This is a genomic window from Pseudoalteromonas sp. KG3 (assembly GCF_030436385.1).
Classification (GTDB): Bacteria; Pseudomonadota; Gammaproteobacteria; order Enterobacterales; family Alteromonadaceae; genus Pseudoalteromonas; species Pseudoalteromonas prydzensis.
On the sequence record NZ_CP098524.1, the window covers coordinates 451,442 to 471,546 of the forward strand.

The 20,105-nt window shown below is 39.4% G+C and carries 17 protein-coding genes; 15 read left to right on the forward strand and 2 right to left on the reverse strand.

Annotated elements, in window-relative coordinates:
- Positions 1 to 3 precede the first annotated feature (3 nt).
- The 7 genes from glgC (at position 4) to NDQ71_RS20555 (ending at position 9,169) form a co-directional block, all read left to right on the forward strand.
- On the forward strand, positions 4 to 1,305 hold the full coding sequence (gene glgC / locus NDQ71_RS20525; RefSeq protein ID WP_192541737.1) for a glucose-1-phosphate adenylyltransferase: 1,302 nt from the start codon (positions 4 to 6) through the stop codon (positions 1,303 to 1,305).
- Between the two features lie 31 nt (positions 1,306 to 1,336).
- Positions 1,337 to 2,878 carry a glycogen synthase gene (locus NDQ71_RS20530; protein ID WP_192541738.1) on the forward strand — a complete coding sequence of 514 codons (1,542 nt, stop codon included), beginning with the start codon at positions 1,337 to 1,339 and terminating at the stop codon, positions 2,876 to 2,878.
- A gap of 115 nt (positions 2,879 to 2,993) precedes the next feature.
- On the forward strand, positions 2,994 to 4,205 hold the full coding sequence (locus NDQ71_RS20535; RefSeq protein WP_192541739.1) for an EAL and HDOD domain-containing protein: 1,212 nt from the start codon (positions 2,994 to 2,996) through the stop codon (positions 4,203 to 4,205).
- A 16-nt stretch (positions 4,206 to 4,221) separates the two neighbouring features.
- The gene (locus NDQ71_RS20540; protein WP_225736597.1) at positions 4,222 to 5,298 is read left to right on the forward strand and encodes a DUF418 domain-containing protein; all 1,077 of its coding nucleotides are present in this window, start codon (positions 4,222 to 4,224) and stop codon (positions 5,296 to 5,298) included.
- 103 nt (positions 5,299 to 5,401) lie between these two features.
- Positions 5,402 to 6,325, forward strand: a complete 924-nt coding sequence (gene rluF, locus NDQ71_RS20545) for a 23S rRNA pseudouridine(2604) synthase RluF (RefSeq protein WP_301563049.1) — start codon at positions 5,402 to 5,404, stop codon at positions 6,323 to 6,325.
- 247 nt (positions 6,326 to 6,572) lie between these two features.
- Entirely contained in the window at positions 6,573 to 7,379 is an 807-nt protein-coding gene (locus NDQ71_RS20550) for a hypothetical protein (RefSeq protein WP_301563050.1), read from the forward strand.
- Positions 7,376 to 9,169: a hypothetical protein gene (locus tag NDQ71_RS20555; protein ID WP_301563051.1), complete on the forward strand. Its 1,794-nt coding sequence runs from the start codon at positions 7,376 to 7,378 to the stop codon at positions 9,167 to 9,169. The genes NDQ71_RS20550 and NDQ71_RS20555 overlap by 4 nt, the downstream gene beginning before the upstream one ends.
- Here NDQ71_RS20555 and NDQ71_RS20560 read toward each other — a convergent pair.
- A complete protein-coding gene (locus NDQ71_RS20560; protein WP_086959932.1) occupies positions 9,124 to 10,092 on the reverse strand; it encodes an IS30 family transposase in 969 nt (322 codons plus the stop codon). The genes NDQ71_RS20555 and NDQ71_RS20560 overlap by 46 nt on opposite strands.
- A 14-nt stretch (positions 10,093 to 10,106) precedes the next feature.
- Here NDQ71_RS20560 and NDQ71_RS20565 point away from each other — a divergent pair, with 14 nt between their 5' ends.
- Entirely contained in the window at positions 10,107 to 13,250 is a 3,144-nt protein-coding gene (locus tag NDQ71_RS20565; protein WP_301563052.1) for an RHS repeat-associated core domain-containing protein, read from the forward strand.
- A 526-nt stretch (positions 13,251 to 13,776) separates the two neighbouring features.
- On the opposite strand, the gene NDQ71_RS20570 is transcribed toward NDQ71_RS20565, so the two are convergent.
- Positions 13,777 to 14,790: a hypothetical protein gene (locus NDQ71_RS20570; protein WP_301563053.1), complete on the reverse strand. Its 1,014-nt coding sequence runs from the start codon at positions 14,788 to 14,790 to the stop codon at positions 13,777 to 13,779.
- A gap of 180 nt (positions 14,791 to 14,970) precedes the next feature.
- Here NDQ71_RS20570 and NDQ71_RS20575 point away from each other — a divergent pair, with 180 nt between their 5' ends.
- The 7 genes from NDQ71_RS20575 (at position 14,971) to NDQ71_RS20605 (ending at position 20,054) form a co-directional block, all read left to right on the forward strand.
- Complete coding sequence (locus NDQ71_RS20575; RefSeq protein ID WP_301563054.1) at positions 14,971 to 15,237, forward strand: pyocin activator PrtN family protein; 267 nt, start codon at positions 14,971 to 14,973, stop codon at positions 15,235 to 15,237.
- Between the two features lie 265 nt (positions 15,238 to 15,502).
- Positions 15,503 to 17,059 (forward strand): IS21 family transposase, encoded by a 1,557-nt coding sequence (istA, locus tag NDQ71_RS20580; RefSeq protein ID WP_301563055.1) that lies wholly within the window; start codon positions 15,503 to 15,505, stop codon positions 17,057 to 17,059.
- 1 nt (position 17,060) lies between these two features.
- Positions 17,061 to 17,822, forward strand: coding sequence for an IS21-like element helper ATPase IstB (gene istB / locus NDQ71_RS20585; RefSeq protein WP_008137805.1), 762 nt, complete (start codon positions 17,061 to 17,063; stop codon positions 17,820 to 17,822).
- Positions 17,812 to 18,276, forward strand: a complete 465-nt coding sequence (locus NDQ71_RS20590; RefSeq protein ID WP_301563056.1) for a hypothetical protein — start codon at positions 17,812 to 17,814, stop codon at positions 18,274 to 18,276. The genes istB and NDQ71_RS20590 overlap by 11 nt, the downstream gene beginning before the upstream one ends.
- Complete coding sequence (locus NDQ71_RS20595) at positions 18,269 to 19,228, forward strand: tyrosine-type recombinase/integrase (protein ID WP_301563057.1); 960 nt, start codon at positions 18,269 to 18,271, stop codon at positions 19,226 to 19,228. The genes NDQ71_RS20590 and NDQ71_RS20595 overlap by 8 nt, the downstream gene beginning before the upstream one ends.
- Before the next feature lie 150 nt (positions 19,229 to 19,378).
- On the forward strand, positions 19,379 to 19,753 hold the full coding sequence (locus tag NDQ71_RS20600; RefSeq protein WP_301563058.1) for a type II toxin-antitoxin system RelE/ParE family toxin: 375 nt from the start codon (positions 19,379 to 19,381) through the stop codon (positions 19,751 to 19,753).
- On the forward strand, positions 19,746 to 20,054 hold the full coding sequence (locus NDQ71_RS20605) for a DNA-binding transcriptional regulator (protein ID WP_010553980.1): 309 nt from the start codon (positions 19,746 to 19,748) through the stop codon (positions 20,052 to 20,054). The genes NDQ71_RS20600 and NDQ71_RS20605 overlap by 8 nt, the downstream gene beginning before the upstream one ends.
- The last annotated feature ends 51 nt before the right edge of the window (positions 20,055 to 20,105 follow it).

Here is a 20,105-nt window from a genome sequence, read left to right on the forward strand (position 1 = left end):
ATTATGCCAAGTTATGCAAATCGCTACATAAGTAATCTTACACGAGAAACTTACGCACTTATTTTAGCGGGTGGGCGAGGATCGCGCTTACATGAATTAACCAACTGGCGGGCTAAGCCTGCGGTTTATTTCGGGGGCAAGCATCGTATTATTGACTTCCCATTGTCAAATTGTATTAACTCGGGTATTCGCCGTGTTGGGATTGCAACGCAGTACAAATCTCATTCGTTGATCCGCCATGTTCATCGCGCATGGGGGCATTTCAAAAAAGAGTTGGGTGAATCTGTCGAAATTTTACCTGCATCACAGCGCTATGGTGAAGATTGGTACTGTGGCACCGCTGATGCGGTGTTTCAAAACATGGATATCATCCGTCATGAATTGCCAAAATATGTGATGATTTTATCCGGCGATCACGTCTACCGTATGGATTACGGTGCGTTATTGGCGAAACATGTTGAAACCGGTGCTGATATGACAGTGTGCTGTATTGAAGTACCGTGTGAAGAAGCTGCTGATACCTTTGGTGTTATGACGGTCGATGAAGCCAAACGTGTAAAACGCTTTGATGAAAAGCCGAAAATGCCAAGTTCAATACCAGGTAAGCCGGGAACATGTTTAGCATCAATGGGAAATTACGTTTTTAATACCGATTTTTTATTTGAGCAGTTAAAAAAAGATGCTGAAAATGAAGGTTCAGGCCGTGATTTTGGGCATGATATAATTCCAGCCATTATTGAGGAGCATAATGTATTTGCTTTCCCATTTCGTGATCCAGGCCATGAAGGACAACCTTATTGGCGTGATGTAGGTACGCTGGATTCATTTTGGGAAGCAAATATGGAACTGGTAATGCCAGAGCCGCAGTTAGATTTATATGATCCAACATGGCCAATTTGGACTTATCAAGAGCAACTGCCACCGGCAAAATTTATTTTTGATAATGATGACCGACGTGGCATGGCGGTAGATTCAACGGTATCGGGCGGCTGTATTATTTCAGGCTCAGTAGTGAGAAAATCATTATTGTTCTCAAATGTTCATATTCGGTCATACTGCGTAATCGAAGAATCGGTGATATTACCGGGTGCAATTATTCAACGTAATTGCCGTATTCGCCGTGCTATTATTGACCGTAGTTGTGAAGTGCCAGCCGGTGTTGAAATTGGTTATGATCGTAAAGCAGATGAAGAAAATGGCTTTAGAGTATCGAAAAAAGGTATTGTGTTAGTAACTCGCGAAATGCTCACTGAGCTTTCAAAAAAGCTTGAGCGCCTAGAACGTGAGAGCAAGCAATTGGCCTGAAGTTTAAACAGCAGTAGGAAACAAGAAAAAGATGCATGTATTAATGGTTGCGGCCGAAAATGACGCTTTACCAAATGCCAAGGTCGGCGGCGTTGCTGATGTACTACGGGATTGCCCAAAAGCATTGGTAGAGCAAGGCTTAACCGTCGATGTGGTTATTCCTGATTACGGTTTTAGTGCACTAGAGCGAATACAACTAGGTACTGTAGAGGTACCATTTGCAGGCAGTATCCACTCAGTTCAAGTGTGGCAAGTATATGTTGGGCAACAACAGGTGAGGCAAATTGTGTTATCGCACTCATTATTTAGCCAACACAATGGTGACGTGTACTGCAATGATGATGGGGATCGCCCGTTTGCTACCGATGCGACTAAGTTTGCGCTATTTAATGCAAGTGTATGTGAGGCACTGTTACAAGGTGTGATCACTCGCCCTGATGTATTGCATTTGCATGATTGGCACAGTGCCTGTGTGGCCGTGCTATTAAAATTTGACCAGCGGTTTGCATCTTTTTCTTCTTTACGTACCGTGTATACGGTGCACAATATTGCCCTACAAGGGATACGACCATTTAAGGGGGATGATTCAAGTCTCGAAGCATGGTTTCCATCGCTAAGCTATAACGGTGAGCTGTTGTGCGATCCGCGCTATCCTCATTGTTTTAACCCGATGCGCAGCGCAATTAATTTAGTTGATAAAATACATTTAGTCTCGCCAAGTTACGCGCAAGAAGTATTGCAAGCCAGTCAACCGCATAATGGTTACTTTGGTGGTGAGGGTTTAGAGCAAGATTTAAAGCAAGCCAGTGCGAAGAATAAACTGGTTGGCATATTAAATGGCTGCGAATACAACACCGACAAACAACTCGCAAGTAGTCAGTTATCCGATCTTTACGCTGCAATAGACCAGGCTTTATTTGCTTGGATGGCAAAAGAGGTTAATTTACAAAGCAGTTACTATATTGCTCATCAACGGTTGCTAAAATTTAGTACGCAACCCATGAGCGGGCCTTTAGTAACAAGTGTAGGGCGCCTGACCGACCAAAAAGCTTTGTTGCTGCGCCAACCTTATCAAAATCAGCAAGTACTTGATCAATTATGCCAAAAGCTAGCTGAGCAGCAAGGACGAATGATTATTTTAGGCTCAGGTGATCCACTACTTGAAAACACCTTCACAGCTGCAATGGCTCGCAATAGTAACCTGTTATTTTTAAAAGGTTATGGTAACAATGTTGGCGATTTACTGTATGAATTAGGGGATTTGTTCTTGATGCCGAGTTCGTTTGAGCCGTGTGGTATTAGCCAAATGCTGGCGATGCGTGCAGGGCAACCGTGTTTAGTACACCAAGTTGGTGGTTTAAAGGACACCATCGCTGATTTAGAAAATGGCTTTAGCTTCAGTGGTGACACATTACAAATGCAAAGTGAAGCGTTACTAAACTGTTTTGAAAAAGCACTAACACTGCGACAAGAACAGCCAAATCAATGGCAGCAAATAGTCAGTAATGCAAAAGCGGCTCGATTTACTTGGTCACAAGTAGCAACGGATTACTTGAGTAAACTTTATAATTAATACTGCTATTTACCCTCTTACTAGCTATAATGTACTGTAATAACATTATATATTAGTTACTTAGTATTGGTTTTGTTCTGAACAATGACCAATAACCTACTTAAAGGGTGAATTAGTGCAAGTATTTGTTGCCCGCCAAGCAATTTTTAATCGTCGCCAGCATGTTGTTGCTTACGAGCTATTGTTTCGCAACAGCACGGCGAATTACTTTCCAGATATCGAAGAAAGTGTCGCGACTGCCAAGCTGATTATGGAAAATCAGCTTAATTTTGGTACCCGACATATCACGTCCGGCAAAAAAGCATTAATTAATATAGGTCCAGATTCATTGAAAATGGACTTGTGTGCATTTTTGCCGTCACAAGATGTAGTCCTAGAACTGTTAGAAACAATCGAACCAACTGAAGAAAACTATCAGCTATGTCGTGCGCTTTTCCATAAAAACTTTGTCTTAGCACTGGATGATTTTGTGTATGAACCTAAGTGGGAAAGGTTTTTAAAGCTGATTAAACTAATTAAGTTTGATATTCAAATCACCCCATTACAGCAAATTGCACCGCTGATAAAAAAACTAAAAAAGTACAATAAATTAAAATTATTAGCTGAAAAAATAGAAACGGTAGATGATTTTAAAACGGCGCACAGGATGGGCTTCGATTATTTTCAGGGCTATTTTTTTGCCAAACCTGTGGTCATTCAACAAAAAGATATTGATATTAATTATGCACTTGCATTGACAATTTATGCGCAAGTCATGAAACAGAATCCTGATATCAATGCGATTGCACGTTTGTTTCAATTAGATACGGCGCTGGCATTTAAGTTGTTGAGGTTGATCAACAGTGGTGTGTTTCCTGTCCAAAAAGAGATTGAATCACTGAAACAGGCATTGGTTTACTTAGGTCATGATCACATTAAAAAGCTTGTCAGCCTGATCATCACTGCACATGTTGCGCAAACCAAGCCCAGCGAATTAATAAAAGTGTGTATTATCCGTGCGCGGTTTTGTGAACTCATTGCGAACAGAGTTGCACCCAGTCAAGCCAATAGTGCTTTTTTAACCGGGTTATTTTCACTGCTAGATGCGATTTTAGATCGACCAATGGAGCAGCTGCTCACCCGTTTACCGTTTCCTGATTCAATCAAAGCTGCCTTAATGCAAGAAAAAAATACTTTGTATTATATTCTTGAAACAGTAAAAGCGTATGAATCTGGCAGTTGGTGGGCAATGGAACAAGCAGTTGTATTCATTAATATAAACAGTGATTTACTACCCAAATTTTATCGAGATGCGTTAGACTGGTCAAACACCCACCAGTACAATTAATATAGTTGAGCTATTAATGCGTAATCACAATATGGATATTATTCGCGGCCTTGCAGTACTTGGCTTAATGTACATGAATGCCTATTTCTTCGGTTTGTTTGAGTTTGGTTATGTGCCATTAGCTGATCCGCCCGTTTCTGATCATATTATTCAATGGCTCAGCCTAATTTTTGTTGATGGTCGCTTTCGTAGCCTGTTTTGTATTTTGTTTGGCGCCGGTTTATATATTCAATGGCAGCGCTGGCAAAGTCACGAAAAGCTCATTAAACGTTTAAAAATACTGGCTGTTCTTGGCCTGTTGCATGGTTTTTTATTGTGGGCTGGAGATATTCTACTGATCTATGCTTGCGCAGGGTGGTTAGCGGCTAAATATTTAACCGCCGATGCGACACTGATATTAAAACGTGGCGTGCAATTTCTACTGTTAGGCGCAACAATAACCTTCCTTATTTCGTTACTTGAACCTAGTTATGTAATAAGCCGTGATGCAGATACTTTTATTGATAGCTATCAGGCATTACATGCAACTTTCTCGACGTTGTTTATTAACAATGTGCTTATGTTTGTGCTGATGTTAATTGCCTTGCCACTCGTAACCTTATGGATGGCGGCGGGCTTAATGCTAATTGGTATTTATCTGTATAAGCAAGGGCTGTTTGTGAGTGGTTTTGCAACACAATCGTGTGTTTTTATTACTGCTGCTGCGCTGTTATTAAGTCTGTTTCGGCTGCTGTTACAGTGGCAGTACAGCCCGTTAAGTTATGCTCTACAAGAGCCGGTTAATTGGCTTGCGGCGCTATTTACAGCCTTGCTCTATATTCAGCTAATAGTTAAATTGTGTGCAAATAAAGCCGCCTCTGTGCCAGTACTACAAGCAGCAGGGCGATTGGCGTTGAGTCTATATATTAGTCAGTCCGTGATGCTGTTCGTATTGTTTAAAATTATTTTTCCTGAGTGGGTACTTAGCTTCAATCTACTGGATTATTGGTTACTTGTAACTGGGTTGGTTTTACTGCAAATACTCGTTTGTGCAATTTATCCGCGTTACTACAACGATGGGCCACTTGAAGCCTTGTGGCGAAGATTGTCGTGATGCACGCAATTTCACGTCAATGGCTAAAAATTAAGGAAAAGGGGGCGCAATATTTTTATGGCTAGTTTAAACTAACGGCTTTAAATTAAAGCTGAAGTGACCTATGACAGAGTTAAAACGATTAAATAAATTTATTAGTGACACCGGTTTTTGTTCACGGCGCGAAGCGGATAAATATATTGAAGATGGTCGTGTAACTGTCAACGGCCAACGCCCTGAAATGGGTGTGAAGGTTGCAAGCAGTGATGTAGTTTTGATCGATGGTAACGCACTTAAAAAAGTCCCTAAGCGTGCATACATTGCCTACAATAAGCCTGTTGGCATAACCTGTACTACAGAACGTAAAATTCAAAGTAATATTGTTAAAGCGGTTAACTACCCAGATCGTATTTTTCCAATTGGCCGCTTAGATCGTCCCTCTGAAGGGTTAATATTTCTAACCAACGAAGGCGATATCGTTAATAAAATTCTTCGTGCTGGTAATAACCACGAAAAAGAATATGTAGTTACAGTCGATAAACCTCTAAATCGACAGTTTGTAAATAAAATGGCAAACGGCATTCCAATTCTAGATACAGTGACCAAAAAATGTAAGGTGACGCAAACCGGTGCCCAGCAATTCACTATTATTCTTACCCAAGGCTTGAACCGGCAAATTCGTAGAATGTGCGAATACCTTGGTTACGAAGTGGTGACGCTAAAACGTACCCGTATTATGAATGTTACGCTAAAAGGTTTAAAAGTAGGCCAGTGGCGTCATTTAACCGAGCAAGAAATGGCTGAAATTAATAACTCGATTGCCGATTCAGGCAAAACCGAAGAGTTGTCGGTGGATGAAAACAAACAAGCAGCTAAAACCAGCAAACCTATACAAGAGCGCTCTGTACGTAAAGAAGATGACAAAAAGCGTGATTTTGCAAAGCATGTCAAACAAGGCCGTTTTGAGTCTAAACATGGCCAACCGAGTAGCAAGCCGACCAGAAGAAACTCAACTACCCGAACAGGGACATTAAGCCTGAAAAAGTAATGATGACGGGGTGTGTTAGCTATTGCATGGGAAGCTTATCTTTATATTAACTAATATCAGCTTTGGTTAAGAATTTAACCATCAGCAACGGTCAAAAGTAACGGTTAAACATTTGATATAATTTGTTTCTGATATTTGTTTTCATACATTCCAATTAATCAAATAGTTATTTTATCTATTTCTACCTATGTACCTAAAAAATAAATTGTGTTAGAGTTTGATTTTTTGTTAATTTAAAGGATTTAAAATGAAAGCAAAAAAAGTGTTGGTGTTCTTTCTTTTTGTGTTTTTAGTGGCTGGAGCGCGAGGAGCTATTTTTGATCCAACTACTCCTCCAACCGTACCAGAACCGCCTTTATTAGCTGCTCCAATAAACTTTGGTTATGCAGAAAATGGTGGGGTCTTAAGTGTTTTCTGGGAATGGTCTCCAGACGGTGAGATAATCATAGGCCCTCCTATATTTCCACCACCAGTCGAGGCGTTTTCTGTTCGACAAGTCAGCAGTTATAATTTTAAGGATAGTGTAGCTGTCGAAGTTGCTGAACTTGGTAATGTTTTTAGGTTTCTAGGTAATACGACAAACAATCGTTATTCATATAATATGGCTTCACTTCCAACTGTGAAATTTAGAGTGAGGGCTCAAAGAATCAATGTCTCTACAGGTAAAACCACGTATTCTGCATATCTATATAGCCCACAAATCACTCGTAAAGTTAAGTTAGCAAACCCATCAATATCGCCAAGTGGCGGTATTATATTTTCGACAGACCGAATAATTCTAAGCAATAACCAGCAAGCAACGATCAAATACAATTGGGTTGAGTCCGAATCTAATTGTTCATCTATAAATAACTGGTTAACCTACATTAACCCTTTAAGCATTGGCTCTAAGAGTAAACTATGTACGTACGCAGCTAAGGATGGTGCAATATCAAGTGATATTAATGAGGCTGTTTATACTGTTAAATCTTCGACTAGTGCAAAACAAATAATATTTATACATACTGATTTGTTAGGTAGTCCAGTAGTCGAAACTCAAGGAGGTGAGAAATGAAAAACTGTACACGATATTTATTTTTAATAATATTTACTCCAATATTTACTTTTGCGGCATTGCCTCCAGGAGAAGGCGGTGTTGAAGCTATTGCGCCTCCATCTGAATATAATTTAGAACGTTTTGCAGTTAAACGTGATATTGAAGCGCTTACTCATAATCTAGCAGGTGAAAATATATCACTAGCCGATGGAATGCTTACATTCAGCGTTACAGATTTGAGCATTAAAACTAACTCATCGATCCCTGTTAATATTACGCGCACGTACAATAGGTTGGCAGGTAAAAATGATAAATCTCCCGCACAGTTTGGCGACTGGGAGCTTGAGCTCCCCAGAATTGAAGGTACTTATTTAAAAGGTACTAACCGCTATACTAGCAATTATTATTCGAGCACAGCTTGCTCAAGAGCCTTGTCACCTGGCCCTATTTCATTCTATGGCGATGTTTATGAACAACATGAGTACTGGAATGGTGCTGATGTAAATATACCTGGTGCTAGTGGTAAATTATTGAGAAGTGCTGGGCAGCATCGTTATAAAACGAAGTCTAATGCATCAATTACATGTGGTATCGAAAATGGCAATGAGTTTTTTATTGTTAAAACAAGCAATGGATTAACTTATACTTTAGCCCATCGTATTGAGAAAAGAGGTCTTCCTCTGGTAAAAACTAAACCAGCGCAGCGGTCAAAATTGTTATATGTTGCAACAGCGGTAGAGGATAAGTTTGGTAATGTAATTCATTATGAATTTAATGGTAGTAATTTAGATAAAATACGATATCAACCCGCTGACTCAGCATCTAAAGAAGAGCTTGTATCCTTTTCATATGAAACACAAGGAAGAATTAGCCAGATTGTAAGTCATAACCGAGTGTGGGAGTACCTGTACGAGAAAAATTACGTTAATTATAATTTAACTGAAGTTATCTTACCATCAGGGCAGAGTTGGGAGTATCAATTTCCTGAGTTTATAGACTACGCAAGTAAAATAAATGTAGCATCAGGCCGACATGCACATGACTGCGCATATAGTCATACAAGTCCTGTAAGAGGCCCCAATAATTCATTACACATTAAACATCCTAGTGGTGCAAACGTTAGCTTTAGTTATGAGTTAAGAGTACATGGTCGTACAGAAGTTCCTGCTAGGCAACAGGTTAATAATAGGCAAGGTATCCCTATTAATTATAATGCCTGCTATGCAAACCTATCTATTACCCAAAAATCAATAAATTTTAATGATATCGAATATTCTTGGGAATATGATTATAGTAATAATTATGCACACTTTGATGCTACAGGATTAAGTAGTAGACCTTTTCAAAAAGGTATAGCTATCTTAGGAGATAAAAAAGAGTCGACCTGTAGAGCTAAAAGTGACTGCGTTAACATCCCTAAAGATTTAGGGATGACCCCTTATGATTTAAGGGTTCTAACAATTACAGAACCTGATAATAGCAATATTGTAAGTTACATCAGTAAACGCTGGGATGAAACCGATGGTCAAGTTATAGCGCAAATAAAGCATAGTCCAAATGAAATTGTTAAGGAGCGCACCTTGACAACATATTGGAAAAGCAATCTCAAAGGTCAAAGCGAAATAACTGACCCTTTATTGACCACAAATACTGATACAATATCTTATGCAGTAAAAGAAGAAAGTGTCAATCAACAGGTTAATGGTGATACTTTTGTTAGAACCTATCTTTATAACTTGAATTCAAGTATTAAGTGCAATCATTATGCAGCCACCAGAACTTCTGATTGCCCCGTAAATAATTCATGAGGGGTTTTATACCCTCTTGTTTTTCTTGGCCGATGGTTGAGCTTATCAACTGCCGCCTGTATCTCTGCTTCACTTAGCGCCATAAAGTCAGTTCCCTTGGGGAAGAAGCGTCTAAGTAAGCCGTTGGTATTCTCATTTATGCCCCGCTCCCATGATGAATAGGGATGAGCGAAATACACATCAGCTTCTAATTTTTGTGCAACATGCTCATGGTGAGCAAACTCTTTTCCATTATCTAACGTCACGGTAATAACCTTACCTTTATATGGTGTCATACACGTGATCAGCGCATCGGCTGTTATTTTCGCATGCTTGCTTTCAATTCTGTGAACGACTGTATATAACGTTTTACGTTCAACCATTGTGACAAGCGCATTTTTACGCCCTTTACCTATCACTGTATCGCCCTCCCAATCACCAATCCTAGACTTTGAATCCACAATACTTGGGCGTTCATCAATGCTGACTCGATTAACTATCTGTCCACGTTTATCATAGCTTCCATAGCGTTTTTTATACTTTTTACATGCACGAGTGAGTGTCTTATGTAGCTTGCCACCACGAGCCTTGTCTCTGTAAATATATTGATAAATTGTTTCATGATGTAAAACGACCTGTTTCTCTAAAGCTAAGCGGCCTGCCACTTGCTCAGGGGAAAGTCCGTCATGCAACAATTTATTAATCCAGTGAGTGACGTCCTCTGTTAACTTACTTGCTTTGAAAGATGACTTACGTCTTTGTTCAGCAAAGTTATTGGCTTGGTTAGGCCGATAGCCTTTAAGTCCTTTATTGCGTTTTAGCTCTCTAGAAATAGATGACGGTGAACGAGTTAGTTCTTCAGCTATCTGCTTTTGGTTATTTCCTGCTTTTATTAACGCGTAAATCTGGTATCTTTCTTCTTGTGTCAGCTGTTTATATTTCATTAAAGCAATTTCCTTTGGCGAGAAAATGGCCGAATTATAACAGCTGGCCATCTAATCTGAGAAATTGCACTTATTATCCGAATTTAGGTAATAATTATGAAGCGCCTGAACAAATTAATTTATCTGGCCCATCGGGGCACTTTTATAAGCAACAATTTTATCAACATGATACATCAAATTGGATACTTAATTTACCCACAAAAACTAATGTTTCAAAGGATGGGCAAAGCTATACAGAAGTCAAACTAATTAACTATAGCACTTTTCCAAATAGTTATTTTTCGAATCAGCAATTACCTTCAGAGGTTTATCTGTTTGGTCAACTACAGCGCACATTCACCAATTATACAAATGAAGGTAATGTGGCACGAATAGAATTTAACACCAAGCGTACCGTCGGTAATGAGAATAGATTTATTCAATATGCTAACTACAAGCGCGGTTTACCGCAGCTAATAACGGTGCCAAATAGGTCAACCTCAGGGAGCATGAGTGCGAGTAGGGTTGTTGATAATAACGGGTGGGTAACGCGTACAACCGATTATAATGGCATATCAACTAATTACACCTATGATGACATAGGGCGTATTAAATCCGTAGATTTAACAAATGATGCAGTTAATGGCAACTGGTACGACACCTTATATACTTGGAATAACGATACCAACACACGCACTGTGTCAATGTGTACGTTAGATAGTTCACGGACAGCATGTGCAGGTAACGCTGTATTTAAAACCACAGAGTACTATGACAACTTACTGCGACTGACAAAAACAAAAAGTCAAGATTTAGTTAATAGCACAGCCGCAAATAGTACCCGCTATCAGCGTTTCGAATATGACTACTTGAATAAGCCCACGTTCCAATCTTATGCAAGCGCAAATGTAAATGAAGATAAAGGTACTACAACCGTCTATGACCCACTGGGTAGGCAGCAAAGTGTGACAAAAAGTGGATTAGGCACCGTTAATTACGCTTATCTATCTGATAATCGCATAGAAGTAACGGATGCAAAAAACCATGTAACCACCACAACGTATCAAGCGTTTGGCTCACCAAATTACTCACAAGTGGTGAAAATAGAATCTCCCGAAGATGTAACAACACAAATGGATGTTGATATATTTGGTTTAACACACTCGATAACGCAAACAGCGGCTAATCAACACGGAAATACAGTGAGTGTTACCGAGCACCGCTATTATGATGATACAAAGCAGCTATGTTTAACCACCCGACCAGACGTTGGTAATACAGCATATAGATATAATGCGTTAGGTGAACTGAGTTGGCACAAAGCTGGCGTTAGTAACACCCAATGTACAACAACAAAACCTGCTGGCGCCAGTAATTACACTTATGACAATTTAGGCGGCCTCAAACATGTTAATTATCCAGATAACTCAGGTGATGTTAGTTACGAGTATGATAACAACGGCAATGTGCTTAGCTTAACTGCAGGAGATGTTATTCATCGCTATGCCTATAACAATCAAAACTTATTAGAAGAAGAGCAGCTTTTTGTTGGTAATCAATTACCGTTAATGCTTAATTATAAATACAATGCGTTACAGCAGCGGAAGCAATTAGTGTATCCAGATGGTACAATTGTTAACTTCAAGCCCAATGGCTTTGGCGAGCCAACGGAGGTTCAAACTTATAAAAACGGTGCAGTTGAGCTAAGTTTTGCCAAAGGCACTAAATACTATGCAAATGGCATGCTTGACTCATTCACTTATGGTAATGGTGTAACGCATAAAACCACATTATATTTAGATAGCTTGTTACCTAAGCAGCTAAAAGATACCGGTCCAGCAGGCAGTAATCTACCGAGTACCGTTATGGCATTGACGTATGATTACGACAATAACGCGAATATTACTTCAATCATTGATGGGCAAAACAGTGCACACAGCTTAACTTACCTCGGGTATGACGACCTTGACCGGTTAACCAGTACAACGGGTGGCACAGGTATCGGCTCAAGTACATTACGCTATGATGGTTTTGGTAATATCACTTATTATAAAAATAAGGGTAAAACACTTAACTATACGTATGACTACGCTAAAAATCGTTTATCTAAAGTAACAGGTGTCAGTGGGCGCTATGGCTCAATAGGCTATGATAGCCGTGGTAACATCACCAATAATGGGGCATATAGTTTAGATTTTAATGAAGCAAACCAACTTACCACAGCAAAAGGTAATAGTTACTTATACGATGGCCATAACCGCCGAGTAAAACAAACTGATGGCAATGGCACCAGTTATTCAATGTACAGCCAAAATGGTATGCTGCTGTATAGAGAAAAAGGCGAGAGCATAACAGGCAACGGCACTAACTATATTTACTTAGGTAAAAAACTGATTGCTAAATATGGTGATGTTACACCGCAAACGGTGAATGCAAGCCGTCAGCACACTCGTCCATTTGGTGAATCGATAGAAGCACCCAAAGATGACGTAGGGTACACAGGGCATAAATTCGACACCGATTTAGGGTTGAGTTATATGCAGGCACGATACTATGATCCAGTCATAGGTCGTTTCTATTCGAATGATCCGGTTGGAACTCTAGGGCATTTATATGGAAGCAATGGTATACACGGCTTCAATAGGTATGCTTATGCGAATAATAATCCGTATAAATATATAGACCCAACAGGTATGGCTCCTGAATCATTAGAAGAATGGGGGAATCTTGGAATTGGCGCTTTGGGAGCCGTGGGCGCCTTAGGAGAGGCAGGTGCTGGAGTGGTTTTGACAGGAGTCGGGGCTGTTGATTTAATCGCTGGATCGAAAGTCGGTGGATCGCTAGCGATTGCTGGAGGGATTTATTTAGTCCATGATTCTAAGTACACCTTTGATAACGCTTCAAATAAGATAAAAGATGCATGGAACAATGAAACAGGCTTGAACAAGACTTCAGCTCCTGAGGGACCTTTACAATCCACAGCTCAAGATCTAGGGTGTTCAACTTCTTGTCAGTCTATTGCTGGTAATATCGATAAAGGAATCGAGGTAGCAGCGGGCAGAGGTGCATCTAAAGCAACTAGCGGGATGACTACAATTCAAGTAGCTAACACTGCAGGAGATGCAGCTTCAGCAGCAGATAAATTACAAAAAACCACTGAAAATTTTAAAGAGAGGTAAAGTATAACCATGATCAATGCAGTAATATTAATAATTGTAGCTATAGTAGGTGGGGCGATCTGCCTTGGATACATCCAAATAAAGACGAAATCCTACGTTGCAACTTTTCTAAAAGGTAATAAGTTTATGCTGGTTTGCTTTTCTCTAGTTTTGTTGGTCGGTGTTTTACGGATAATGAAACTAATTTAGTCATACAGACTGTTTTTTAAATCAATAAAAAGTTCGTAAAGGCTTTTACTTATAGTAAGTATCTTCAAGCTGAAATTAGAATAGAAATATGGCATCTATTGTGAGTCGTAAACTAGATCGCAAAGCCATATTTACTATGGGCAATATTAGCAGCAGACTAGGCTGCTTATTTTGGTTGTCGTTGGCAGGTGTTACCAGCGCAGTAGGCAAATGAATGCAGCGCCACTATTTGGTGACACCAGTGAAGCTGCCTACGCTTGCTGTTATTCGTTGCCTATTTAAACCAGTGTTGCCTGCTCAGTAAAGTGCTCTGCTGTGTGATCATGAGGGTTAATATTTATATGTTTAAAAACTCTGAACTATTAATGTGCCTACGTGTATTTGGATCTGAGCAGGCCTTTATTAATTTTTTAATTAATGGAGGTTGTTGCGCTGTTGTTTGAAATTCATTAAATGCACGATGAACTTTTAAAAGGTTATGCTCTGAGACCCAAAACAAAAAATCCAGTTGTGCCTCTTTTGTGTCACCAATATTTATTACTTTTTGTGCATGCAACAACGTCTGCTTTAACAGCCGGTGATAAAGTGAAAAATCGTCAATTAAATTCGGTGATTTAAAGTAACTTTTAAAATGTTGGTAAACATCCTGTTTTTCAATTGAAAAATAATCTGCTGTTATAGGGTTATTTTTAGCTAAAAAGTGAGTATAGATTAGCGCATAGAGTTCAAGGTGTATCGCCGATAAGGGTTTAAAATACGTGAGCCGAATAAACAGGTCATGAACATACCACTTTACCTGAACATAGGTATGCCATTTTTTTAATAGTTCCATTTCTCTTATCAGTATTATTAAGCATGCCAGTGCGTCTAAATTATTGTACATACTGAGCCGCGAAAAGTGCGTTGAGTTTGTCCAATATTTTCGTTTGTATACGTTGCTCGCTTTATTAAATTTGAATAAGCGTGTCTGCATTGTTGGATTTAATGTCTGCATTATTTCCCACAGGCTTGCTATTGACGCGTGTGGGTTTTCTAATATCTGCCATAAAGGGTGACTTAAGATATATTTGCAGCCTTGGTATTGCTCATCTTCCTCAATACGCTCAATTAATGAGTGATCTTTAATTCTGACACTCCCTTTTGCATATTTATAAAATGTCCCTGTGTGGCTTCCCCAATAAGCTTGTTTGGATTGCGAAGGTGCTCTTTTGAAGTGCATTTCTATTGAACCAAATGATAAACCACCTGATTTTTCTTGCAAACAGAGCATGTATAACTGCGTTGCGACGTAGCGAACTCTCTTTAAATTAGCGGCATTTTTTATCATCAACGCTCTCTGAAAATTGTTCATAAATCTGTGCTAAACGATACGGATAAGTGTAAGTTATTGTAATTAATTTGTATTTTAACTTTCTATAATTAAAAACTGTGTCCTAAACCTAAAAAATTAGACACTACCAGATTAGCTGAAAATATGCCTAAAATCTAAACACTTTGTCACGGTTAGTTATAAACATAAAAGGTAATAAAAATGAATGATGTTGAGGTGCTGACAGTTGCTTTAGAAAGTGACCTATTAAAGCTTCATGGCCCTATTATGACAGGCGATCATTTATTGAAAGCCTTAGGGTATGCTTCACAAGAAGCACTGCGACAATCCATTGTACGTAATACCGTGCCAGTGCCTGTTTTTAAAATGGAAAAACGGCACGGGTATTTTGTACTTGTTAAAGATGTAGCAAATTACTTAGCACAAAGGCGATATGCAATAAAAGCGGGAGGGAGTTATATTGATTAAGTAAAACACGTAAAGATAACTAAATTATTTAACAAAGGCCTAGAAAGCAAAAAGCTTTGGACTAAATTGGCAGCAACCAATTCCCAAAGCTCAGTGCGTTGTCGTTTGACGTCGACTAACTCACTATAAACTTTCTGCGTAAAATATCAAGCGCTGACTTAATTTTAGTCAGCGGATAGTTACGTCTGTGTCTTTATTTTTGAATCACATAGTCCATCAATGTAAACGTTGATGGACTATGTCTGAGTTAAAGGTAAACAACACCATGAAAAAATCAAATACAATTAGCATCGTGCTGATCAAAGAAATAGTGAGGCAAATACTCACAACAACCTACTCAAACCATCATATTGCACGAGTGCTCGCGGTAGCACCTAATACAGTGAGGCGTTATAGACAGCATTTGACTAAGCTAAGTTTTGATTGGCAAACATATCAGTCTATGAACGATGCGGTGCTGTTAGCACATTTCAATCGCAGGAAGACCCCAGATAAAGATAAAAGACAACCTGATTGGTCGCATATTCACACACTTATGCAGATGCACAAACATCAAACCTTAGCGCAGTTATGGGAAGAGTATTGTGTTGTAGATCCTGAAACCGCTTATTGCCAATCGCAGTTTAACTTTTATTACCGCCGTTATTTAAAATCAATAGATGTGTCTATGCGCCAAACACATTATGCAGGTGAATGTGTTTATGTTGATTACGCAGGTAAAACCATTGGTTACATTGATAATAATACAGGAGAGTGCAGGCAGGCTCAGGTATTTGTTGGCGTTTTAGGTTGCTCTCAATACACCTTTGCTTTTGCCTCAAAGAGCCAAAAGTTAGAGGATTTTATCGAAGCGCATAATCGCATGTATGCCTTTTTTAGTGGCGTACCACAAGTTGTTGTGCCTGATAACTTAAAATCAGCGGTAACGAAGCCTGGTTCATTGCCGATCATCAATCGTACCTATTTGGAGCAATCAAGGCATTATAACTGTGTGATTGAACCAGCTAGGGTTCGCCGACCACAAGATAAATCACTTGCTGAAATAGGCGTATTAATTGTAACTCGTTGGATAGCTGTAATCCTTCGCAGAAGACAATTCTTTAGCGTTGAGGAGATCAATCTTGCGATTATCGCTTTGTTGGAAAAACTTAATCGACGTCCTTTTAAGCGCATTGATGGCTGTCGTCACTCTCGCTTTATGGCTTTAGATAAACCTGTTTTGCAACCTTTGCCCGAGCACCCCTTTGAGTTTGCTAGTTGGGTAAGCGCTCAACGCGTAAATAGTGATTATCATGTGGCCGTGGAGAAACATTATTACTCAGTACCGTATCAATATGTTGATCGACAGGTTGAGGCACGCATAACATCTAAAAGTGTTGAACTCATTTGCGCTAATCAACGCATAGCCAGTCATGTTAAAAGTGATATCGTAGATGGTTACACCACCAAAAATGCACATCGCCCTTCGAGTCATCAGGCATACGCAGAGCAAAACCTTGAACATTATCTCGTTTGGGCTAAAAGCATTGGTGAAGCTGCAATTGCGCTTGTAGATAGTCAATTTTTAGGTAAGCCGAATTATGCAATGACAGCAAGTAAAGCGTGTTCACAGTTAAAAAGTTTAGCTAAGCTCTATGGAGAAGAACGCTTTGAGATTGCATGCCAATGTGCTGTAGATATTAAATCACTAACGGTAAAAAGTGTTCGGTCAATTTTACAATGCAAAATTGATCAACGCCGTAACGCCTTACCTACACAAAGCGAGCTACCGCTTCATTATAATATTCGGGGTGCTCAATACTATCAACAAGGAGGGTTGTAATATGTTGCTACAACAAACGATAGAGCACCTTAATACTTTAAAGCTCTATGGGATGACGGCTGAATTACAACGACAGCTTAACAGTCCTGACTCATTACGTTTAGTATTTGATGAACGCCTGGCTCTATTGAGTGATGCTGAGGTTAACGACCGTGAAGCACGGCGACAAAACCGAGCAAGAAAAGCTGCCAAGCTAACGTTAACGCATGCCTGCGTCGAAGATATTAACTTTCAGGCATCACGAGGCCTTGATAGAGAGCAAGTAAAATCACTGTTTGACTGTGAGTGGTTAACACGGTCGCAGCATATTTTGTTAACAGGGCTAACCGGAGTTGGTAAAAGTTATATTGCGTGTGCATTTGCGCAACAAGCAATGCGTAAAGGCTATGCGGTCTTGTTTTATAGAACGCCACGATTGTTAGAGGATATGGAAATTGCGCGTTTAGATGGTTCACTTCCAAAATTTAGAATGAGATTGTTGAAGTTTAAGTTACTCATATTGGATGATTGGGCACTTGTGCCTCTTAATGATTATGGTAAACAAGACTTGCTGGAAATTATTGAAGATAGAACAGGGAAAGGCTCTTTAATTATCACCTCTCAGCTGCCCGTTGAAAAATGGCATGAGTACATTGGTGAGCCAACATTTGCTGATGCAATAATGGACAGGATCATTCATCGAGCACATAAAATTTCTATGCATGGTCAGTCCATGCGAAAAGAATTTGATCCCACCACGGGAGTACACTGCGATGGTGAATGACAATCCACTTATAAAGCCCGTCAATATTGATGACAGTTATATCCAGCAGGTTTTTAATTACTACATGCAATGCTATTTACACGATCCTGCAATGCAATTATTTGTTGGGCAGTCATCGCGTATACCCCATGCCTTTCGTTACAGTGCTCATGTAGGTGTATGTAATCGTACACTTGGCAAACACATTTTAGCTATGCGTACATTAACAGGTGGTGCAATGCGAGGCAGCTTAAAGCGTAGCCAACTATTAAACCCAAGTGGGCATGAATTATTTCGCAGCTGCATTATTTTTCCCACAATGGATAAGCACAACCATGTAATTGCAGCCATTGGGTATCGTTATGGTCAACGTATACGCCATTGGCAATCACCTATTATACAGTGGCATAAACCTGAGTCTGATAAGTATATAACCCAAGGTTTCAAATTAATACAGGAGATGATTTATGGATAAGCCAACCAGCAGGCGCATTTGGCTTTGCGTTAAATATTATCTTTGGTTATGCGAGGCTAGAGGGCAATCACCAGACACAATTCGCGGTAAGAAAGCAGGACTTAAAAAGTTTGCTCGTTGGTGCATAGCACAGCGTATTTATAGTGCTGACAAAATAGATTTAGACTTAATGGATGATTATATGGCTTACCTTAATTGCTATCGTAAAGCGCTTGATGGTAACCCGTTATGTTTAGCTCAAAAGCGAAACCTACTTACTTTTGTTAAAACATTTATTGAAAAACTTTATATGAAAGAACTGCTTTCTACGAATGCATTGCAGCATATTGAATTACCAAGCAAAGGACGCGCATTACCCAAAGCGTTGTTCAGTGAAATTGAGATTGAAAAAATACTCTCACAATCACTCCTGTTCGGTGTCTTAGGGTTACGGGATCGCGCTATTTTAGAAACCTTTTATGCCACAGGTATTAGACGAACAGAATTGATGAACTTAGATATTGATGATGTTGATCTAACCGCGCATTTACTTCGGGTTAATCGAGGCAAAGGGAATAAAGATCGTATTGTCCCCATCAGTAAACGAACTTGTGAATGGATCACTCTCTACTTAGGGAAAATACGCATCAACATGGCTAGCCTTAGTACAGGAAGCGCATTATTTCTTGCTAATAATGGTAGGCGTTATTCTGCCAATAAATTATCTGAAATGGTTGCGCGGTATGTCAAACTAGCAGGGCATAAACGAGCTGGAGCATGTCATTTATTTAGACATGCCACAGCGACTATTATGCTTGATAACGGTGCTGAGCTTCGTCATGTTCAAGAAATGTTAGGGCATGCCAATATATCAACAACGCAAATATACACACACGTATCACGGAGTGTTTTAACAAGTACCTACCAGCGCAGTCACCCGTCTGCACTATCAAAATCATCATTTTACTTGTAATAGCGACAGGATAAACCCAAGGCTTCAATGAGCAATACATTGAAGCCTTTGATATTAAGTGAGTAATGCTCTTTTGTTATTAAATAATGTGATTGCACGTGGAAAACTATAACACTGAGTGGTATAGTTAGCCAAGAGTAAGGAATTTAAATGTATATCTTTAAATCAAAATGGTTCAGTAAGTGGGCTGAAAAAGAATGTTTAACCGATCATGCTTTGCAAGAGACGGTACGTGAACTTGGAGAGGGACTTAATGATGGTGAACTAGGCGGCCATGTTTATAAAAAACGAGCTGCAATTCAAGGCCAAGGTAAACGTGGCGGGTTTCGTACTATTGTAGCGTTTAAAGTGGGTGATAAATCATTCTTCATGTTTGGTTTTTCTAAAAATCAACGAGATAATATAGGTAAAAAAGAGTTAAAGACACTGAAGTTGATGGCAAAAGAATTACTTGGTTATTCAGATATTCAACTCAAAAAAGCCATTGAATCAGGTGAATTAATAGAGGTAATAAATCATGAGTAATAGTATTTTAGATGTCATGCACGACACCGCAAAAGGGTTGACTGATGCGGGTGTAATGGATGTGCAAACAATGCGGGAATTTGATGTGTTATGCCTACCAGAAATAGAGCGCTATGATGCTGCACATATAAAAGCGATACGAGAGAGAGCTCATGTTAGTCAAGCCGTGTTTGCTGCTTATTTAAATACAAGCCCTTCGACGGTTAGATCATGGGAGCAAGGTGGGAAATCACCAAAAGGAGCGTCTTTAAAATTACTCAACCTAGTGGCGCACAAAGGGCTAGGTGTACTTGCTTATTAAATTCATTGTACACTGAGCACTTAATATCACTAAGACGTTCATTTAAATCAT